Genomic DNA, 21,144 nt, shown 5'->3' on the forward strand with positions numbered 1-21,144 from the left:
ATTTCGTCATCTTAATCCGGTTAAAAATCCAGGCAAGCATGTTTGGGAATACTTGACATTCGTGTTGTCTTAAACGATCCTCTCCTGTTGTGATCGCGATCCTGAAAAATAGAAGAGGCCCCTTTTATCTGATCACTACGTTTTTCGCGATTATATTTTTTGCGGTCTTTGCATCTTCTCTGGCGATCCTATTTTCCTTATTTCTGATCGCCGTACTGGTCTTGTATCCTGTTTTATTGGACTGGTTCTCTCGACTGTACGGACAGGAAGATATTGCGGACGAACTCCATTTTGCAAAAACTAAAGATGGATGGAATATTGCGTTACACAGACATATTCCTCCTATTCCGAATCCTGAACTCGCACCAGTGATTGTGGTACATGGGATTGCTACGAACAAATATGTGATCGATTTAGACAAACGACATTCTCTTCCTTATTATCTGAAGCTCAGAGGTTACGAGGTATTTGCAGTTTCTCTGAGAGGTGCCGGGAGTTCCTACCATGAAAGTAGTGGAGGCTATGAAGACTTCACTTTTGATGATATAGTAAAATATGATGTTCCTGCGATCATTTCCAAGGTGCTTTCTATAACGGATAGTAAACGTGTAAACTGGGTAGGCCATTCTATGGGGGCCATGATCTTCTATTCTTACTTAGGGATCACGTCTAAGTCCGAAAAAGAAAAGATCGCAAGCTTTGTTTCTTTGGGTGGCCCAGGAAATTTGAATCATTTGGGTTTAAGTCTGATCGGTTTACTTTCCAGATTTCCTCGTGCTAGAAAAGTTTTGGATCTGAAGTTCGGAGCTTCTATGCTCGCACCTTTGGCCGGAGAAATTTACACTCCTATCGATCAGATACTTTATAATCCTAAAGCAACCCGACCTAGAATAGTTAAAAAGGTGATGAAGAACGCAGTTGAAAATATCAGCGAAGGACTAATCGAACAGTTCATGTCTTGGATAGAGACAAAGAAGATGAGTTCCTTAAATGGATTTTATGATTATATAGATCTCCAGAAAGAGATCACTGTTCCTAGTTTATTTATTGCGGGTGCAAATGACGCGATCGCAACTCCTGACACAGTTAGATTCGTATACGAAAGAGCTGGGACTAAGATCAAAAAATTTTATGTGATCTCAAAGGAAGAAGGTGCCAGCGATGATTACGGTCACGGGTGTTTAATCCTAGCGGAGAAGGCGGAAGACGATGTATTTCCCAAAGTTGAAAGCTTCTTAAGAGAACATGGGACTTCTAAAAAGCAGAGCTGGTTTTTTAGATTAAAACGCAAATTTCGGCAGAAAGTTCGATCCTAATCCGACATAATCCTTAATCTGCCACCTTAAAAGAGTAGCATTCTTCCTCATATCTCACCAAATCCTAAGTATGTCTCAATATAAATATGCTTATATTATAGACATATTCTGAAATTGTACCTACAATTTGGGCATGATACTTAGATCTGAAGAATTGGTACGCTAATTGCATAAGATCTCGGTAGAGCGAAACGAATCCAAAGAGAAAAAGAATCGGATACGTAGAGGTGCTTGACCATGATAGAACTCAAATTTGGGCAAAGAAAAGTCGTTAACTTTAGGGGTGCAAGGAAGGTCGTCGGCGGTTTAACCGAGAAGAATAAGATCGATATCCTTCTTTATATCAGTAAGGAATTCGCAAATGCGGATAAGGAAGAGGAACTTTACGATATCGTAATCAGCCTTTGTAAGGATATCTTTGAGTGCGATAATACCACCCTTAGGATGTGGAAGGGAAATCTTCTAGTTCCTTCTCGCTTCTTTAAAGAAACAATACCACCTCGTCGGGATCTTAGTCAGGACGAAGGTTATTCTGGATTTACTTTTAAAACCCGAATGCCCTTGCTCATCCAAGACTTAACACATCATGCGGAATACATAGACGAGGGAGAAACCACCAGAGCCGTTATGTGCGTTCCAATCATGTACAAAGAAGATTGTCTCGGAACGATTGCGGTAGAATCCGACACTGAATTTTTCTATAGAGAAGATGATCTCGAGATCTTAGAAGCACTCGGTTCCCAGCTTGCTCTTGCGATCACAAGCGTTCGTTTGATCCAAGGTTTGGTTCATGCGAATGAAAGAGAGGCTCAGATCCTGAAACAATTGGAATGGGATATGAGAATGGGGCGTAACGTCCAAAGCCAGATCGTAGAAACTGCGATTGCCCCTTGGAACGGTCTACATTTCGGAACATATTATGAACCTATGACGGAAGTTTCCGGAGATTACTTTAATGTGGTCAGACAAGGAAACTCGATCACTGCGATCATAGTGGATGTGTCGGGGCATGGTATTCCTGCCGCGTTAGTTACGATGTCCATCCATTACCAATTTCAACGTTGTACTTCCCTTGGTATGGGACTATCCGAAACTTTGGCCGAGTTGGGTGAATCCATTCGGCCACAGCTTCCGGATGGCACTTATTTCACGGCATTCATCCTGAAAGTATATAGTGACTATACATATTCTTATGTGAATGCGGCTCACCAGAAAATGCTACATTACCATAACGGTCATGGAAGGATAGAAGAGCTGGATACTCAAGGAGTTCCTCTTGGTATTTTTGAAGTAGAAAGAAGTAATTTCGAAGAGAAACACGGAAGAATACTTCCCGGAGATATTTTATTCTTACCAACGGATGGCATAACGGAACAGAAGAATGAACAACGCCAAGAGTTAGGAAACCAACGCTTTATAGAATGGATCCGCCAAGAAAAATCGACTATCGAAGAGCAAAGAGATAAAATCTATGTTTCCGACCTGGTCGGTTCCTTGATAGGAAGATTCAAAAGATATAAAGGAGATATGAGAAATGGTGACGACGTTTCTTTACTTGCTCTCCAATGCAATCCTGAACTTGGAAAAGCAAAGACATTACTTTCTTTAGCAAAGTCCGCTGCAAAAGCTAAGAAAGACCAAGTCGCATACGACAAGGCCCTGGAAGTATTCTCCATGGATGAGTCTCTCAAAGACAGTTTGGTCCTTCTCGGAAAAATGTATTACAGAGATAGAAATTTCGAAAAGAGCGTACAGTTCTTGGAGAAGTATATCAAAACCAGCGGAGAAGAATCCGAACATATCCATTATCTTTTGGGAAGAGCGTATTACGAACTGGAGAATATTCCGGAGGCAAAGAGAGCGTTAAAACGTTCCCTCGCTATCGACCATACTTACGCAAAGTCCAGCTTAAGATTGGCTAGATGTTATCTGAAAGATAATGAAACTCCTAAGGCGATCAAGGTCCTGCAACAAGGGATTAAAAGTGCGCCTACGAATGAGTATCTAAAAATTTCCCTTAAAAAGTTGGAGGAATTAGTAAAAAGAAAATCAGGAGATCTAGTCGTTTCGGAACAAAGAAAAGAAGCGGTTTAAATTAATAAGCGAAGTTCAGGAATCGTGTTTAAAAAATATATAGGAGATTTAGGAAAAATATGCGCATATTGATATTACTTACGCTCGCCTTTGCTTCGAGCGGAATTTGGGCCGATGATGCGGCTCCTGCGACCGCCGAATCCGCGTTAAGCGCAGTTGCAACTTTAAGAGATGAAACGAATTGGTTATGGACCTGTATCGCGGGCTTTTTGGTATTTTTTATGCAGGCTGGTTTTGCCTTGGTCGAGGCCGGGTTTACTAGAGCAAAAAATACGGTAAATATTCTAATGAAGAACTTCATGGACTTTTCCTTGGGTTCTTTAGCTTACTGGTTGATCGGATTTTCGATCATGTTTGGACCTCAGATCCTTAGTGGTGTCGGATTCGGTTCCATATCTTTGGCAGATAGTCTTTTGATCGTAGACGGAAAACCTGATCCGAGTAAGTTTACATTCTTCATATTCCAATTGGTGTTCGCAGGAACGGCTGCAACTATCGTTTCAGGAGCTATGGCAGAAAGGACTAAGTTCGTGGACTACGTGATCTTCTCCGTATTGATCACTGCGTTTGTATACCCTGTTTTCGGATCGCTTGCATGGTCGAACTTATTCAATCCGGATAACAAAGGTTATTTGGTAGAATCCGGATTTATAGATTTTGCCGGTTCCACTGTGGTTCACTCTGTAGGTGGATGGGCAGGACTTGCCGGAACTATAGTGCTTGGGCCTCGTATCGGAAAATACCAAGACGGGAAAGTCCTTCCTATCTTAGGTCATAACATGACGATCGCTGCTTTAGGGGTTTTCATTCTATGGTTAGGTTGGTTCGGGTTTAACCCAGGATCTACTACTTCCGTAAACGGAGGAACATTCGCGATTATCGCAGTTACGACTAACTTTGCGGCAGCCGCCGGTGCAGTTTCTTCTATGATTGTGACTTGGATCCTTTTCAAAAAACCGGATATAGGTCTTACCTTGAACGGCGCATTGGCAGGACTTGTGGCAATTACGGCTCCTTGTGCAAACGTAAGTATCAGTTCTGCGATCATTATCGGGCTTGTGGCCGGGGTGCTTGTAGTATTCAGCGTTTTATTCTTCGATAAGATCCACGTAGACGATCCTGTGGGAGCGGTCTCTGTCCACGGTATTTGTGGAGCTTGGGGAACTATCGCTGCGGGTCTATTTGCAGAGCAAGCTTTCGGAGGAGTGAACGGTTTATTCTTCGGTGGTGGCATAGATCAGTTGTTGATCCAGCTACAAGGTGTAGGGATCGGATTTGTTTGGGCATTTGGAGCGAGTTTAGTGATTTTCTTGGCGCTTAGATTTACCATCGGTCTAAGAGTTTCCGAAGACGAAGAGATCCAAGGTTTGGATATTCTGGAACACGGAAACGAAGCGTATCCAATTTCCAAATAAGACTACCTAATATACGAAAACCTCCGCACTGACTGCGGGGGTTTTCTTTTACCGTTGACGAAAAAGAAAGGTTCCGTCCGAATTGAGGTATGCGTTCGGGTTTTTCCATCCGCTTCTTCCAAAAATCGCTATTCTTACTCTGTTTTCTTTTTTTCGGCTGCTTCGAATATGAAGAAACTTTGACAATCAATTCCAATCTAAGTGGCACTTTGGAAATTTCCTACGTGGTCCCCACCAAGCGTAAGTCGGAAGAATCTCTGATTAAATTCCTTCCTACTAGAAAAGAAGAGATCCAGAGCAGATTGAACAAAGGATTTTTTTCCAAAAGTCTCGTTCTAAAAGACTATTCCTTTCAAAAATTAGAAAGTTCCGAAGCGGAACCTGGTGCATTCCGCGAAAAAGCGAAGGTTACTTACAAAGTGGACTTCACTGATATTTCCCAATTAGAGAATGTATTAATCGGAAACGTTCAGATCAAAAAAGAGAAGGCGAATACTATCTATATCAAAAGAGAATTCCCTTCTATCAGTAAATCTATGGAATCCATGCAGATGGATGGAGAGAAAAAAGTCTTGAGTGAGACTTTGAGATTGATCCGGGGGAATGCGCTTAACTTCAAAGTGAATTTTCCGATCACTTCCGTTTGTTATACGAATCGTGGAGAGCAAAGTTTAGGAAGACTATCTTATCGATTGCCTCTCGCAGACACCGTAGAGAAGTTTGGGAACAAATCCTGGGATTACAGGATCACGTTTGTTTTCTGAAATAAAACGCCTCATTTAATTCGACGTATCTTTCTAAGAATTCCTACAGATGTAATTACATTCTGATTTTTATCAATTTTGTAAGGCTGGGCTTGTCTTCGTTTTGATTCTTGACAGGTCTGCCTGACACATATTTGCCGAAGTTCCATTATTATGTATTCCCTAGAAATACACATGCTCGCCTTTTGAAATTCTTTCATCTCATCTTTAGCTTTCTTTATTACTTGTTTCATGGATATCTAATAACTTTTGGTTCTTTAGCATTTCTTAAAGCTCTTATCTCGTTTGTCATGTTTTCTTAATATACTTTAAGTTTATTTCAGATTACTCCGTCATACATCTTAAGATATAGATAGAGATTCATCATGGGACCTAAAAATTTTTCCGGTATTTTTTCAACACTTCTTTTGAGTTTGTTTTTATCAAACTGTACCGCTTGGCCGGGACTCACAGTGCTTTTGTCTACATTAGGAGGAGGTGGTGGAAGTGGTCCGATGATGCTTTTTCCTGGATCTTCTAGCTCTCCTGTCCCGACTTCTCTTTCTATAAGTTCAGCCAATTCTAACGGAGCTTATAAGGCCGGTTCTTCCTTAAATATCTCCGTTTCTTTTCCTAATGTTGTTACCGTTAGCGGTGGTACTCCTTCTTTAACTTTGAATAATGGTGGATCCGCATCTTACCAAAGCGGTTCAGGTTCTAAGGTTTTATCTTTTCTTTATACAGTCGCTTCCGGGGAAGATGTCGCGAAATTGGATGTTCTGGATCAGAATTCTTTCGTTTTGAACGGTGCAAGTGTATTGTCCTCTGGCGGTTCTTCGCAAGTTACTACTCTTCCTGCTCCTGGCGCTTCAGGCTCTTTGAGTGCTAATAAAAGTTTAGAAATCGATACAATTGCTCCTACGGTGAGTTCTACTGGTAGTCCAAACGCTACCAATACTTACGGTCCTGGTTCAAATTTACAAGTAACCGTGACATTCTCGGAAACTGTAACCGTTTCTGGTACCCCTTATATTGATCTGAATATAGGTAGATCGATTAATTTTTCCAGTATTCAGTCCGGTGTTACTCTTTCTTTTCCATTTACTGTTTCTAGTCCGGACGATACTTCCGCTTTGGATTATGTAGATTCTAGTTCTTTTCATTTAAGCGCTGGTGGTTCTATACTGGATAAAGCGGGTAACGCGGCTGTTCTTTCCTTGGCTATTCCTGGGGTGAGCGGCTCTGTTAGCGCGAGTAAAACGATCACTATCGATACTGTTTCTCCTACGGTAACGAACGTAACTGCGACTACTGCGAACGGTACTTACGGTATCGGAGCTATAATTTCCATCCAAGTCGTTTTTGATGAACCTGTGAATGTATCCGGTACTCCTAGTTTACTTTTGGAAACAGGTTCTGCGGATAATTCGGCTACTTATGTTTCCGGCTCAGGTAGTTCTACATTAGTATTTCAATATACTGTTACTTCAGGCGATACGAATGGGGATTTGGATTACGTGGCTACAGGCAGTCTTAGCTCCGGTACTATTCAGGACCTTGTAGGCAATTCAGCAGTCCTGACGCTTCCTAGTCCAGGAGCTTCCGGTTCTTTGGCTTCTAACAAGGCCCTTGTGATAGATACTTCCGCAGCTACTATTAGTTTTTCTACAAATGCTTTTTCTGTGAATGAAAATGCCGGTACTGGTTCAGCCACCGTTTCTATTTCAAGCGCAGTGCCTGGTTCTGTAACTGTTGATTATGCGGTCACTGCAGGTTCTGCAACCGGATCCGGTACGGACTATACTCTTGCTTCCGGGACTGTCACTATTACAAATCCTGCAACAAGTGAAACGATAGATTTCAGTATCAATAACGATTTACTGGACGAGCCTACAGAGTCTTTCACGATCACTCTTTCCAATCCGAGTGGTGTAGTTTTAGGAAGTACTACAGCGGTTACTGTTTCTATTTTGGATGATGATGTCGCTCCTGAAGTGGAGTTTGTAGGAACTTCAGGTAATTCTACAGATGAGTCCAGTGCGAACAGAACAGTATCCTTATCCTTGTCCGCTGCTTCTGCACAAACTGTCCAAGTAGAAGTTGTAGATTCCGGGGGAACTGCTACTTCCGGTTCCGACTATACTGCAATCGGTTCTCCTTTGACCGTTATTTTTTCTCCTGGAGAAACTTCTAAAACGGTTACTATTGCGGTAGCTCAAGATACAACATTCGAAGGTAATGAAACCGTTCTTTTGAGTCTTCAAAATCCTTCTAACGCAAGTTTAGGACCCGATAGTTCTTTTACTTTCACCATTATTGATGATGAAATAGGGATCACTTCTGCGGAAACCATGGATGCGGACTCGGATGGTAAGATAGATCATTATAAACTTACATTCTCCGAATCTGTTTTGGATTCTAGTTTTCCTGGATATGTATTAAATTCTGCGGGAAATTCTCAAGTAGCATGGAGTGTGGCAGGATATTCTAGCCTTGTACTCGTTCATGGAACAGAAGCTCCAGAAACAGATTCAGTTAATGATTCCGTTATATACGTGAAATTTGCAGAAGGAAGCAGTTATGATACTGGAGCTAAGCCGGATCTTACTACTACTTCCACTCCAGGACTTACTTCTGCTTCTGGGGCAAAAACAGCAGCACAGATATTCTCCGCTTCAGTGATAGAAAGCGATAGGGCAAAGCCTAAGATCATTTCTGCTTCTGCGAATGCAGGCAGCACTAATTTGATTGTGACCTTCTCCGAAGCGACATACGGCAATTCGGGTGCTCCCGTTTGCGGATCCGGTGGAGAATTAACATTTGCTAATATAACATACACGAACGGGAACGGAACCGGTGTGGGAAGTTTAACCTCTATGGGTTCCGATACTTGCGCTGCGGATTCGGGTTTCAATGCAACTTTTGTAGGAAATACTTCTTTCATAGGCTCGGATGACGGATCGGACTTAGTTGCAGGTTCCGGAGCAATCTATGACGCCGCGAATAATACCGGAAATACGGTTTCTAAATCCATAACCGTAGTCAGCGGGCCTACTTTAACCAGCGTAAGTTTATACGATACGAACAAGAATGGAAACATTGATCAGATCAAACTTGTATTCTCCGAAAATATCAGCGACTCTACTATCGGAAATTCGGATGCATCTCGTTGGACTTTCGGAGGAGCTCCTGCAGTCAGGATCGACTCTGCGAGCGGCGGGACCGGTACGATCAATTCTCCGAATAATGATCCTGGAGTTTCAAATGACTCTATAGTTACCATATTTACTGACGATACGACTGTTTTAGGTACTGGTGCTCATACCGTGGCTTATACTTATAGTAGTAATCGTTGGGAAGGAAATTCCTCCGGTGTGGAACTTGCTACTTATGCTGATTTGAGTTCCGTAACTTCGGATAAGGCTCCTCCAGTTTTATTAACTGCAATCGCTTATGATAATGTTAATTCTGCAGTAGGTGTGGATTCGGATGACACCTTGGTCCTTACTTTCTCAGAAGTTACCAATAAGGCCTCCATTACAAGCGGCACGATCTCTTCTATTTTAGATTTATCTTCTTCTCATGCTTGGGGAAATATCTCTTCTGCAACTTGGGATACAGACGGAGATGTGCTTACTTTGGCGTTCAGCGGTTCAGGAAGTTCGGTAGCCTCAGGTGATTCTATAACCATCCTTGGTACGATTACCGACCAGGCAAGTGTTGCGAATACGAGCACGAATATTTCAGGAGTAAATGCGATCTCAGGTTCATTCTTCACAGACACGATCCCGCCTTACGTATTGACTGTGATAAATGTGACCACTAATTCCGTTACGATAGCATTTTCGGAAGCGATGTTGATGGATGGAACAGCAAACGCAGCGAATCTATTATCTAATATTACAATTGCGGAATCTACTTCGGATGCATGCGCTGATCCGGTCAAAACTTCTACTACAATCATTAATAGTAGTACAGTTCAGATCAATCTCTCCACGAATCTATGTGATATTTACTATAAGGTCACAGTTGCTTCGAACGTTACGGATATCGCAAGCCCGACTCCTAATTCCATGGGAATCCCGAATGCTCTTACCTTTAAGGGAAATGAAAGATTAAAAGTTGTGTCTGCAGTCGGACTTACTGTAAATACTGTGAAGTTGATCTTGAGTAGAAGTCCCGTTGCTGGAAACGATGCTGCGGGTACTGCAGGATGTACTACTGCGACCGAATGTGCGAAACGATATAAATTCGTGCCTAGTTTGGGATCAATCACTTCTGCTTCTTTAGGAGGAACTCTACAGAACGAAGTTACGATTACTCATAGTTCTCCTCAAACAGGTTCTGCTTATTCTCTTATTATTGCAAATAACGTGGATGGAGATGGGTTCAGCGATACGAGCTGGGGAAGTATCTTGGATGCAAACACTCTTCTTTCCAACACAGAGAGACAGGTGCAGGCTTCTCCTCTGGACCGTGCTTCTTTCTTAGGAAAAGGAGCAAGTGTGGATAGTTTCTCCAACGGTACTTTCTTCTCTGATCCGTTTACGGATGGTAGCGTGTTCTCTTTCGCGTTTAATTACGGTGGAAGAGTGTATTTAGGAACGAACGACATCAATAACGCTGCATTCAGATTCTATCCGGATGGAACGAATACTGTTCTAGCTACATTCTCTTATTCTACAGGAACCTGTTCTGGCACTACCGGATTCGGTTATGGTTTGGGAAATACCTGCGGAACCAATATGGGACCTAATGGAGAAAGAGGGGTTGTAGGTTTCAATTCAGGTGTTGTTACAATTGGAGGAGTAAATTATGAAATACTTCTCGCAGGCCCGTTAAAAGACGGAGTGACCAGGGGTTACTTCACTCAAAGCCAGGATATTATTCTGCCTTGGACTGAATTTGGATTTAGCGCGACCGGCGGTGCCAATACTAAATCAGTTCAGACTTTATATGCTGTAGACAACCATGTTTATATGGGATTGTCTTCGGCCCATGGAACGCAGGCTCCTATTCTGACTCATCATACTGTTACCGCGAGTGGAGGAGTCGTATCCGTCGCTTCCGGAACGGACATGGGTATCAGAAGTGTAAACAATCTTGGAAAAGCAGCTTCCACGGATAATCTTAAGAATACTTCCAAAGTTGTGGGAATAGATTCCATTCTGAAATTTAACGGGAACTTATACGTTGCAAATAACGGAGGGATCAGATACTCTTCTGATTTCAGCGGATTCACTTCTTCAACTTTAGCTACTCCTTCCGGATTCTCTGGAACTACTCTAGTGCTTCCTCCACAACCTTCCGGTTTGGAAAAAGTAAATCCTGGAAAAAGAGGAATTCCTAAACTTCTGGATTTTAACGGTCATTTGTATATGGCAAGAAACGTGGCCGTAGGATCCACTTGCACAAATACGGATACTTTACAGGACTGCCAAACGAATCTGAGAGGAGAACTTTGGAAATGTGATCCCGCAACTAGCGGAGGAGCAAGCACTTGTGACCCTGGCGACTGGACTAGAATCATTACCGGAACTGAAACCGATTTAGGAACTGCTAATGCCATCAGCATTCTTCAGAATAACGGTAGCGGAGTTCTGTATGTAGGATTTGATGATCCTACGAATGGGGTCAAAATGTTCCGGATCTCGAGCACAAATGTTCCTGCAACTTCCGGAACGATGTCGAGTGCAGGATGGAGCCAGCAAGGAACAAACGGATTGGGTACCGTTAGTCCGTTGTATATAAGATTTATCTCATCTACTTCGATTTCCGACGGATTCTACAATTATATTTATGTGACTTCTGGAACGGGAACAGACGCAATCAAAGTGTTCCGTCAGGTGGATTAAGAAAATGAAATATCAAATTTTAGTTTTAAGTCTGTTATTCGTGATCTCTTGCGGGATCTCCGAGGATTCTAAACCGAAGGATCCTCAGGCAGAATACACTGCAGAAACACCCGGAGAATGGGCGGGTCTAGAACCGAAACATACTCCCAAGTTCGAGATCGAATCTATCATTCCGGGTAAAAAAGTACTGATTGTTAGAACTGAAGATCCGAAATATTTCGATGAGAATCATTATATCCAAAGAGTCGGAGTGTATAACAAAGACAAAAACGACCTAGTGAGCGTATCTTTAGATAGGCCGATGAAAGGAAAATTCCAGTCAGTCAATGTAAGGCTTGATTTGTCTTTTCCTTTGGAGGTCCAGCAAAGACAGATGGTATATATTCGCTGCAATCTCCATGATACATGGGTTGCGCCCCTTCTGCCCCAAAACTAGGGGTTGTTTAAAACTGAACAGTTCTAAAGAATTCCCAACTCGTTACAATACTTTCCAAATAACTCAAAACCTTTACGATCGCTTTCCGTAATTTCGTAATGTAGTTCTTGGGTGAGATAGGTTCGGACCAGATCGGTAGGAAGCCTGGATTCTTTCTGGATGATCTCTTCGATATGTGCTAGGCCGTATTTTAAGGAATCCTCATAGAAGCTATCGGGTAGTTCCAACGGTTTTTTGGAAGCCCAGAGAGCGAATATGAATGAGGTTCCAGTGGTTTCATACCACCATTCTGCCAGGTCCTTTACTTCGTAAACTTCCGGGTCCCATTCTGCGAATAACGCGTTGTCCCCGAAAAGCATATGAGACCCTCGTCCGATGGAAATTTCTTCCTTGATGATCTTAGGGTCTGTGGGAGCCACTTCCGGCAATTTTCCGGAATCGTTATGCACGAGCACTCGTACCAGGGCCATGCTGGTCCTGGAACCGTTGTCAGTGAGTATTCGATAAGGAGGGTAGGCTTCTTTTTTATTTTTGAAAAACTTAATGGAGCGGACCTGCTCGGAGGCGCAGACCCCGACTTTCATGGAAACGGAAAGTACGTCCTCGTTTCGTAGGCATTCGATGGAGGAGATTAACCCTACGTCTACCAGGCCCCGTAATAAATAGTCCTTTAGGAGGGAGGGATTTTCTGGGACGACTTTATGCTCTGAATTCTGCTCGAATCCCCAGGTTAGGGGACGTGCGTTCAGATGTTTAACGATTCCGATTCTCACTTATTGTTTTTTTCCAGAAAAAAGATCCGTTTTTTTAGCCTATTTACCAGAAAAACGACGCTTGCCTTCTAAGCCAGAAAAATTAGTTTTTCCTTTTCTTTTCCAGGCTGTTTCCCGACTGTATTCCGGGGTAGGGACCTGTTCGTCCAATCTATGGAATGAGTCCGTCGAAACCGATGCTGATCAAAGTAGATTATGAGATCCTAAATGGTGATCATGAGGCTTTGCGTGCCTATTTGAATTCTCATGTAGAAGGGAATCCTGCTTCTGTAATTTTAGATCTGGATGAAGTGCAGGTGCTTACTTCGGTCGCTTTAGGGACCCTGGTGGCGTTTGCAAATCGTCTCCGAGGCCAGGGAGTACTCTTGGAAACTATTAATGTTAGCCCTAAATTACTGGAAATTATTAAGTTAGTCGCTTTAGATCAGGCATTGGGTATTCGCTGATTTATGGATGATAGTTTTTCCAGTTTTTCTCAGATCACAGACGAAGAGTTCAAATTCATCAAGGATTTGATGTATAAGGAAACCGGAATATTCTTGGCGGATCATAAAAAGATAATGGTCCAATCCAGGCTGAATTCCAGGGCCAGAATGCATAAAATGCAGAATGTTTCGGAATATATCCGAGGTCTGCAGGCAGACCGCAAGTTTTTTCAGAGTGAACTTACGGAACTTATCAATCGTATTACCACCAATAAAACGGATTTCTTCCGAGAAAATCATCATTTCGAATTTTTAAAGGAGACTTTCTTTCCTTCCGTAGAGGAGAAGGCCTTGAAGTCCGGAAAAAAACAGCTTCGTATCTGGTCCAGTGCCTGCTCCACAGGCGAAGAACCTTATACAATTGCGATCACTTGTGCCGAATATTTTATGCACAAGCCTGGCTGGGATATTAAAATTTTTGCATCCGATATCGATACGAATGTGGTGCAAACAGCTCAAGAAGGTATTTATAAAGCGGATCGTCTGGAGCCTGTAAGCGAGAATCTTAAAAAAAGATATTTTCTAAAAGTGAAGGATCTTTCCGGAAAGAACCAGGACACGTATCAGGTAAAACCGGAGATCAAGTCCATGATCGAATTCCATAAAGTAAATCTTTTAGAAACTCCTTATCCGATACGAGAGAAGGTGGATTGTATTTTTTGTAGAAATGTGATTATCTATTTCGATAAGCCTACCCAAAAGAAAATTTTCGAGAATTTCGAACATGTGCTGAAGGACAGAGGTCTTTTAGTGATCGGTCACTCTGAAACTCTTTTTGGTATTTCTGAAGCGTATAAGTTCTTAGGTCATACTGTTTATCAGAAAAAACCTAAAATTTGATTTCCGCTGTTTCTAAATAGGTCATTTTAGTTTAAATTTCTAAACGATTAGAGTTTGAATTTTTCGGAGATATTTTTGAGTATCTCCGCGGTATTCGACAGGTTTCTGGAAGAAGAAGACATTTGTTCCGCTCCGGAAGCAGTATTGATCGTATGCTCATTGATCTGCATGATCACTTGAGAAATTTCCGAAACCGCTTTTTTCTGTTCGTCAGTCGATAATTTTACCGCTTCCGATTCCGTTTTGACTTTTCCTGCGTTATCTGTCACAGCTTGATTGATCTCAGTTTGAGATCCTGTGATGGAGTATAATCTATCCATTGCACCTGAAACCTGATCCACATTCCGGATGATCGCATGAATGATCTCGGTGGATGCCTGGATCCCTTTAGCGCCGCTGTCCAATTCTCCGGTGTTTTTAGTGATCATTGCGGAGATGGACTTGATGGAAGACGCTGTCTTTTCTGAGAGTTTAGAGATCTCTTCCGCAACGACAGCGAATCCTTTTCCTGCCTCTCCAGCTCTTGCCGCTTCGATTGCTGCGTTCAATGCGAGAAGTTGAGTTTGTTCCGAGATATCGTTGATGATCCCTATGATCGCGGTCATTTCTCCGGATGATTTTAGAATATTCGAGATCATCGCGTTCATTCCGGAAAGTGATTCTTCTCCCTTTTTTGCCTGGAGAGAGATCGACCTTGCCATGTTCAATGTATCCTGGACTTCTCTGCCTATCTGGTTTACACTCTGAGAGAGTTCAGTGATCTTGATCTGGAATTCGGAAATATTCTTGTACTGATTGTAGATGGAGCCGGAAATATTGTCCATCCCTGCGGACATTTCTTCTACTGTGGCGGACATTTCTTCCGTAGATGCCGCTGTGGACTGAGCTCCATTGGAGAAGTTTTCAGAACTCGCAGATAATTCTTCTGCAGAAGCCGCAAGTTCTTGGGAGATCTTTTGGATATCCCTTACTGAAGTTCTAAGACTTTCTAGGAAGGAGTTGGTATCTTTACTCAGATCTCCTATCTCGTCTTCATGATAAATTTTTAAACTTGCTGTTAGGTCTCCAGTCGACATGGAGCGGAATAATTCTCTCGCTTCCTGTAACGGATGGAGGCGAACGTTTACTATTTTATAAATAACGAATATGGAAACTATCAAGAAGACGAGAGCAAATGCGATGATCCTAAATAACATTTGGTGAACTACTTCTGCGAGTTCGTCCTTGGATACTACTGCGGAAACCCTAAGCCCGTATTCAGGAACATCGTAAACCGTGGCGATTTTTTCCTTTTTGAAAAAATACTCCATATGTTGTTCGGAGGGAAGGGTCATTAACTTTTTGCCCCAATCCGTTTTGCTTAGATCCAATTTTAAGATGAGCGATTTATCCGGATGCCCTACGACTACGCCGTCCAGATCGGTGATTGCAATGTATCCGTCGGATCCGATCGTAATTCCGTTTACTATGGTCTCAGTCATTTTGCTAAGAGAGATCGCAAAACCTAGAATGCCTACTACTTGATTTCCGTCTTTGGTTGGAACAGTAAGAACCGCAACTGCTTCTCCGGTTACCGGAGAACGGTTTACTTTGCTTAAAAGATTTTTTCCTTCTAATGCAGCCTTGATATTTGCGTCAAAGCCTGTTCCTCCCCAACGGAAATTGATCGCTTTTCCCGTGGCGTCTGCGAAGACTAAAGGATTTACTTCTGGGGTGGATAAGAATACGTTCTCGTAAGTATCATATTTTTTGAATACGTTTTCGAGTGTCGGATTCAGGTTGCCCTTATCCTTAGAAATGGTTGCCTTGATAAACGGAACGTTTGAATTCACGAATTCCGCTAAAGTAGTCTGTTGATCGAAGAAAAACTTAATATGTTTTCCAGCGAGTCTCGAGATCTTTTTCATCTCGTCGATGTAAGCTTCTTCTACATATTTTTTTGCGGTAAAGTATGCGAATGAGGAGATTCCCACTGTAAGTAGAACGATAGTAATTGTGCTTACTGCGAGGATAATGATCTTTAAACTGTTTCTTTGCATTTTGTGAGTCGAATCGGGAAGGATTATATTTTGAACTTTTCGGTTATATTTTTCAGTACTTCTGCGGTGGTAGCAAGGTTCTGAGCAGATGAAGACATCTGTTCTGAACCGGACGCTGTATTTAATGTATGTTCGTTGATCTGAGTGATTACCTGGGCGATCTCTCTTACTGCCCTTTTTTGCTCATCGGTTGCGAGTTTTACTCCTTCCGCTTCTGTTCCAACACGATCCGATTGTTCGTCTACGGATCTGTTTACGGACTCTTGGGCAGAAGTGATCTCAAATAGGTGGTTCATCGCTTTACCAACAGAATCCACGTTTTTGATGATGCTATGAAGGATCTCCACTGAAGAACGTATTCCTTTAGCGCCTTCGTCCAGTTCGGAATTGTTCTTATTGATCATTTCTCCAATGGATTTGATAGAAGAAGCTGTTTTGACTGAAAGTTTGGAGATCTCTTCCGCGACCACTGCGAATCCTTTTCCTGCTTCTCCAGCTCTTGCAGCTTCGATCGCAGCGTTCAATGCGAGAAGTTGTGTTTGGTCGGAAATATCGTTGATGATCCCGATAATGGATTTCATTTCTCCGGAAGACTTCAGGATATTCTCTATCATGTTGCTCATTCCGGTGAGTGAACTTTCTCCTCTCTTTGCTTCTTGGGAGATGGATTCTGCGACCTGAAGAGTGTTTTTGATCTCTGAGCCTATCTTTCTAACTCCGGAAGACAGTTCCTTTATTTTAGTATGAAATTCTAATATATTCGAATATTGCCTATCTGTGACCGAGGAGATATTCTCCATACCGGCAGACATCTCTTCTACAGTCGCAGACATTTGTTCGGAAGAAGCAGCGGTAGATTGGGCGCCCGTTGCGAAACTTTGGGAAGAAACAGTCAATTCTTCCGCGGAAGAAGCGAGTTCCATCGCGATACGTTGGATATCCTTTAGAGAAATCCTAAGACTTGTGATAAAAGAATTTAGATCTGCGCTCATTGCGCCTATTTCGTCGTTGTATACCACTTGAATGTCCGAGGTTAGGTCGCCTTGAGACATTGTTTGGAAAAGTTTGCCGGCATTTTCCAACGGATCTAATCTTTTCTTTAGAAGAATATAAAGTAGGAAAATAGAGATCCCGACCGTAGTTAAGCTGATGATCCCGATCGAGAGTAATAGTTCTCCTAATGCTTCTCTTATCTCCGTTTTAGGCTGGATGGCGATTATGGACATTCTCCATTGGTCCAACCTGGAAACCGTAGAATAACGATCCGCACCTTTGAAATTGAATTCGAAAATTTCTCCGCTTTTTAATTCCAGCATCTTTTTGCCGTACGGTTCTTTGGCCACGTCCAGGTTCATGATCATTTCTTTTTTAGGGTGAGCGATCACCAGTCCTGTTTGGCTCATTACGGAAACGTAACCTTGCTCGCCGATGCGGATCCTATTGATCACTTTTTCGGAAACATCTTCAAAGGAGAGGGCAATGTTTAAGACTCCGACTATATTCGCACCGCTGCGGATCGGAACCGATATCACTGCAACAGGTAGTCCTGTGATCGGAGATTTTTGAGGAGGACCTAAATAATGTTTTCCCTCCTTTACTGCGGCGACATTATCCTTTAGCTCGTCTCCTTTTGCTTTATAACCCAGAGACCTTCCATCCAAACTATCGGCTAAGATCCTTTTTTCTCCATCCAAGCTCATCACGAAAATGTTTTCGTAAATCCCGTATCTATGGTGTACTTCTTTGAAAAAATCACCTGCAATCGGTTTTCCTGTGAGTGCAGTTTGTATTGCCCTGGGATCTGCGGCTAACGTCTTAGCGACATTCGTATGAGAGAGTAAAAATGCGTCGAACTCTTGAGCAACCACCGCTACCACATTCTGCATTTGGTTTAAATGGTTTTCGGTGATCTTTTTCTGGCCGAAATAATAGGCATTACCGGAGATCAATAACGTTAGTACAGTAAGAATAACGATGCCTGCGCCTAGAAGAATGAATTTTAAACTGCTTTTTTGCATACCTATTATAAGGCCTTCCTGAAGAGGCAGAGATTTATAATAATTCGTCGGCTTAATCGGACAAATCCTTTCAAGCCTTTGTCACCAGAGCGGATTTTTTATTTATAGAGAAGGTAGAACGTCAGGCATTGTATCTATGAAAGTCGGACAGTCAAGAATTTAGTGCTTTTGCGTTAGTGAGTTTGGGGCCTTACTCATTTGGGATTATGTAAGTACGAGTTTGCCACGAATGTAGGAGTTCCAACATAGCCTAGAAAGAATATGAAATCGGCACGGTTCTTGGTTGCGTTCTGGATAAGCGGGTAGAACTTGGGAAACGAATTGGAACCTGTCCATTATTCGGTGCTCTATCGGGAGATACTTGCCTTCTTCCTTTCCGTATTCGATAAGGACCGAGAACTCCTTTTTTTGGACGGAACAGCAGGAGAGGGAGGACATAGTCTTCTACTCTTGGAACAGTTCCCTAATTCCAAACTGGTTTTGGTAGATCGAGATTCGATCATGTTATCCAGGGCCCAGGCAAGACTTTCCGCGTATTCTTCCAGAGTTATTCCTATCGAAGCCAATTTTTCGGATCTCGACTCCGAGTTCTTGAATAGCTTTGGCGTTTCCAATCCCCCGGACGGTATTCTTTTGGATTTGGGAATTTCCACATTTCATCTATTGCATGCGGGAAGAGGCTTCAGTTTTAGAGAGAATGAACCTTTAGATATGAGGCTTTCTTCTTCCGGTGGTATCTCAGCAGAAGATGTGATCAATACTTATCCCGAAAAAGCTTTGAGTAAAATTTTTTACGAGTATGGGGAAGAGCGTTGGACCAAGAAGATCGTAGAAGCGATCTTAGAAAGAAGAAGACATTCTAGGATCGGATACTCAGGAGATCTTGCACAATTGGTTTCCAGAGTGATTCCGCGAAAATTTTGGCCTCCAGGAAGACATCCCGCTACAAGAGTTTTCCAAGCATTGAGAATAGAAGTGAATCAGGAACTTCTTCATATAGAGGTCGGGGTTAAAAAACTTTTGGACCTACTTGCAAAGGGTGGGCTCTTGCAAGTGATCTCTTTTCATTCTTTGGAAGATAGGATCGTTAAAAATTTATTCAGAGATTATGCAAGAGGCGGAGAAGCTAAACTTCTTACCAAAAAGCCTGCACTTCCTTCGGATGCCGAGACAAAAGAAAATCCGGCATCTCGTTCCGCAAAATTACGTGTCATCCATAAATCCCTTCCTACCGATACTGAAGATGAAGAAGAGGAGGATGAAGAATGAGCAGGGTTTCAGAATTTTTATCCCTTCGCCTTTGGCCTGATCTTGGATTTTTGTTTAGAGTATTCGGTTGGATTATAACTCCATTTAGCATCGCACTTTTATTCGTTTGGCAGAATGTTCAGGTCTCTAGATTAAATCGTGAACTTGCAATTGCCTCCCAAGAAAAAGAAAAACTTCTAAAAAAGAATGACGACTTAAAGATCGGAATGGCCACTTATACTTCTGCCCGTAGAATAGAAGCGTTATATCGTAAGACATACCATTATTTACCGATCACAGTAGGGGACCGGATCATTACTGTGACTCTTCCTCCGGAAAGAAACGAGGCGGAACTTGAAACTTTCAGAGCTCCTTGATCTTTTTCCAAATATTAAAATAATATCAGGATCTTATACTCCGGATGAAACGTTCGATTTTGTTCGCACGGATTCCAGAAAATTAAGGCCAAACGATCTATTCTGTCTTCCTGACTCTTCCGGCGATAAGGGTGCGGAATATGCAAAGGCCTCTTCCTCTAAATATATATTAATAGGATCTAAATTAAAAATTCCTAAATTAGAAAGTAAGATAGTTCTTAAGTCGGATCTAGATCCGGAAAGTTTGGCTGGACCGATTGCTTCCGTCATTTTAGGAGACCCTTCTTCCAAACTGAAAGTGATTGGAGTTACCGGAACAAACGGTAAAACTTCTTTAACTCATATCTTAGCCTATCTCGGAGAATCTCAGGGAAAATCCTGTGGGATCATCGGTACCACTGGCGTTAAATTTAAAGGAATATTATCCGACACAGGGTATACCACGCCTGACCCGAGCAGTCTACAATCCATTCTGAAAGAAATGTACGATTCAGGAGTGGAATATGTTTTTATGGAAGCGAGTTCTCACGGATTAAAACTTGGAAGAACGAACGGAGTCCATTTCAAAGTGGGAGTATTCTCCAATCTCACACAAGATCATTTGGATTTTCATCCGAACATGGAAGATTATCGAAACAGTAAGGCGCTTTTATTTTCTTCCGTAGCATTAAATCCCGAAACTTTCGGTGTTATAGATTCGGACGCTCCTGGCGGAAAAGATTTTAGATCTGTCGTTGAGTCTACTTCTCCAAATCTGAAAATTTTCTCTCTTGGAAGAAGTTCCGAAGAATTCGAGATCCATTCAGAAGCATTCTCTTTGGAAAAAACTTCTTACCAAATTCGACTTTCGAATGCCTGGGGCGGAGATACGGAAGTCAGCACAAATCTTTTGGGCGGTTTTAACGTTAGGAACACTGCACTTGCTTTCGTGACTGCACTTGGTTTAGGTTGGGAGAAAAAATCGCTTTTATCAGCCTTGGAAAGTATTCCTCAGATCCCTGGAAGATTTCAGATCTATTATAGCAAGGATAAATCCCGCATGGCTGTGGTGGACTATGCTCACACCCCGGATGCTCTGGAAAATATTTTAAGAAGTATCCGAGAATCCAAACCCAAAGAGTTAATCGCACTTTTCGGATGTGGAGGGGATAGAGATAAAACCAAACGTCCTAAGATGGCAAAGATTGCCCAGGAACTTGCGGACAAGGTTATACTTACGTCAGACAATCCCAGGACAGAAGATCCCGAGGTAATCTTAGATGATATACAATCCGGTTTTTACGCCGGGTATTCGCCGATGATTAGAGAAGTAGATAGAGCAAAGGCAATTCTTTATGGGATATCTCACTTAAAAGAGGGGGGCTGCCTTCTTGTGGCTGGAAAGGGACATGAGGACTATCAGATCATAGGCCGTGATAAAAGACACTTTGATGACGGAGAAGAGATCCGAAGGGCATTCGAACTCTAATCTTCCCAGGCCTAAAAAAAATGGCGCAGATCCTGAC

14 protein-coding genes are annotated in these 21,144 nt (G+C 42.3%); 11 read left to right on the forward strand and 3 right to left on the reverse strand.

Annotated elements, in window-relative coordinates; all coding sequences use genetic code 11:
• Nucleotides 1–89: 89 nt before the first annotated feature.
• The 6 genes from CH352_RS04635 (at nt 90) to CH352_RS04665 (ending at nt 11,859) form a co-directional block, all read left to right on the forward strand.
• Complete coding sequence (locus CH352_RS04635) at nt 90–1,316, forward strand: alpha/beta fold hydrolase (RefSeq protein WP_100705451.1); 1,227 nt, start codon at nt 90–92, stop codon at nt 1,314–1,316.
• Between the two features lie 237 nt (nt 1,317–1,553).
• Nucleotides 1,554–3,410 (forward strand): SpoIIE family protein phosphatase, encoded by a 1,857-nt coding sequence (locus CH352_RS04640; RefSeq protein ID WP_100705450.1) that lies wholly within the window; start codon nt 1,554–1,556, stop codon nt 3,408–3,410.
• A 59-nt stretch (nt 3,411–3,469) separates the two neighbouring features.
• The gene (locus CH352_RS04645) at nt 3,470–4,825 is read left to right on the forward strand and encodes an ammonium transporter (RefSeq protein ID WP_100705449.1); all 1,356 of its coding nucleotides are present in this window, start codon (nt 3,470–3,472) and stop codon (nt 4,823–4,825) included.
• A gap of 89 nt (nt 4,826–4,914) precedes the next feature.
• Nucleotides 4,915–5,589 (forward strand): LIC11874 family lipoprotein, encoded by a 675-nt coding sequence (locus tag CH352_RS04650; protein WP_100705448.1) that lies wholly within the window; start codon nt 4,915–4,917, stop codon nt 5,587–5,589.
• Between the two features lie 365 nt (nt 5,590–5,954).
• Nucleotides 5,955–11,423: a beta strand repeat-containing protein gene (locus CH352_RS04660; RefSeq protein ID WP_100705446.1), complete on the forward strand. Its 5,469-nt coding sequence runs from the start codon at nt 5,955–5,957 to the stop codon at nt 11,421–11,423.
• Nucleotides 11,424–11,427: 4 nt separating this feature from the next.
• Entirely contained in the window at nt 11,428–11,859 is a 432-nt protein-coding gene (locus CH352_RS04665; RefSeq protein ID WP_100705445.1) for a hypothetical protein, read from the forward strand.
• 23 nt (nt 11,860–11,882) lie between these two features.
• Here CH352_RS04665 and CH352_RS04670 read toward each other — a convergent pair whose 3' ends face one another.
• Nucleotides 11,883–12,632: a menaquinone biosynthetic enzyme MqnA/MqnD family protein gene (locus tag CH352_RS04670; RefSeq protein WP_100705444.1), complete on the reverse strand. Its 750-nt coding sequence runs from the start codon at nt 12,630–12,632 to the stop codon at nt 11,883–11,885.
• Between the two features lie 176 nt (nt 12,633–12,808).
• On the opposite strand from CH352_RS04670, the gene CH352_RS04675 reads away from it, so the two are divergent.
• Together CH352_RS04675 and CH352_RS04680 are read left to right on the forward strand one after the other, a co-directional pair.
• Nucleotides 12,809–13,078: an STAS domain-containing protein gene (locus tag CH352_RS04675; RefSeq protein WP_100705443.1), complete on the forward strand. Its 270-nt coding sequence runs from the start codon at nt 12,809–12,811 to the stop codon at nt 13,076–13,078.
• Nucleotides 13,079–13,081: 3 nt separating this feature from the next.
• A complete protein-coding gene (locus CH352_RS04680) occupies nt 13,082–13,957 on the forward strand; it encodes a CheR family methyltransferase (protein WP_100705442.1) in 876 nt (291 codons plus the stop codon).
• A 47-nt stretch (nt 13,958–14,004) separates the two neighbouring features.
• On the opposite strand, the gene CH352_RS04685 is transcribed toward CH352_RS04680, so the two are convergent.
• Nucleotides 14,005–15,996: a methyl-accepting chemotaxis protein gene (locus CH352_RS04685; protein ID WP_100705441.1), complete on the reverse strand. Its 1,992-nt coding sequence runs from the start codon at nt 15,994–15,996 to the stop codon at nt 14,005–14,007.
• Nucleotides 15,997–16,019: 23 nt separating this feature from the next.
• On the reverse strand, nt 16,020–18,014 hold the full coding sequence (locus CH352_RS04690; RefSeq protein WP_100705440.1) for a methyl-accepting chemotaxis protein: 1,995 nt from the start codon (nt 18,012–18,014) through the stop codon (nt 16,020–16,022).
• 309 nt (nt 18,015–18,323) lie between these two features.
• On the opposite strand from CH352_RS04690, the gene rsmH reads away from it, so the two are divergent.
• From rsmH to CH352_RS04705, 3 genes are read left to right on the forward strand one after another with little or no spacing between them, the layout of a single operon-like run.
• The gene (gene rsmH / locus CH352_RS04695) at nt 18,324–19,283 is read left to right on the forward strand and encodes a 16S rRNA (cytosine(1402)-N(4))-methyltransferase RsmH (protein WP_100705439.1); all 960 of its coding nucleotides are present in this window, start codon (nt 18,324–18,326) and stop codon (nt 19,281–19,283) included.
• Nucleotides 19,280–19,639, forward strand: coding sequence for an FtsB/FtsL family cell division protein (locus CH352_RS04700; protein ID WP_100705438.1), 360 nt, complete (start codon nt 19,280–19,282; stop codon nt 19,637–19,639). Before rsmH ends, CH352_RS04700 begins: the two co-directional genes overlap by 4 nt.
• A complete protein-coding gene (locus CH352_RS04705; RefSeq protein WP_100705437.1) occupies nt 19,617–21,107 on the forward strand; it encodes a UDP-N-acetylmuramoyl-L-alanyl-D-glutamate--2,6-diaminopimelate ligase in 1,491 nt (496 codons plus the stop codon). Before CH352_RS04700 ends, CH352_RS04705 begins: the two co-directional genes overlap by 23 nt.
• Nucleotides 21,108–21,144 lie beyond the last annotated feature (37 nt).

The organism is Leptospira hartskeerlii (genome assembly GCF_002811475.1).
Lineage (GTDB): Bacteria > Spirochaetota > Leptospiria > Leptospirales > Leptospiraceae > Leptospira_B > Leptospira_B hartskeerlii.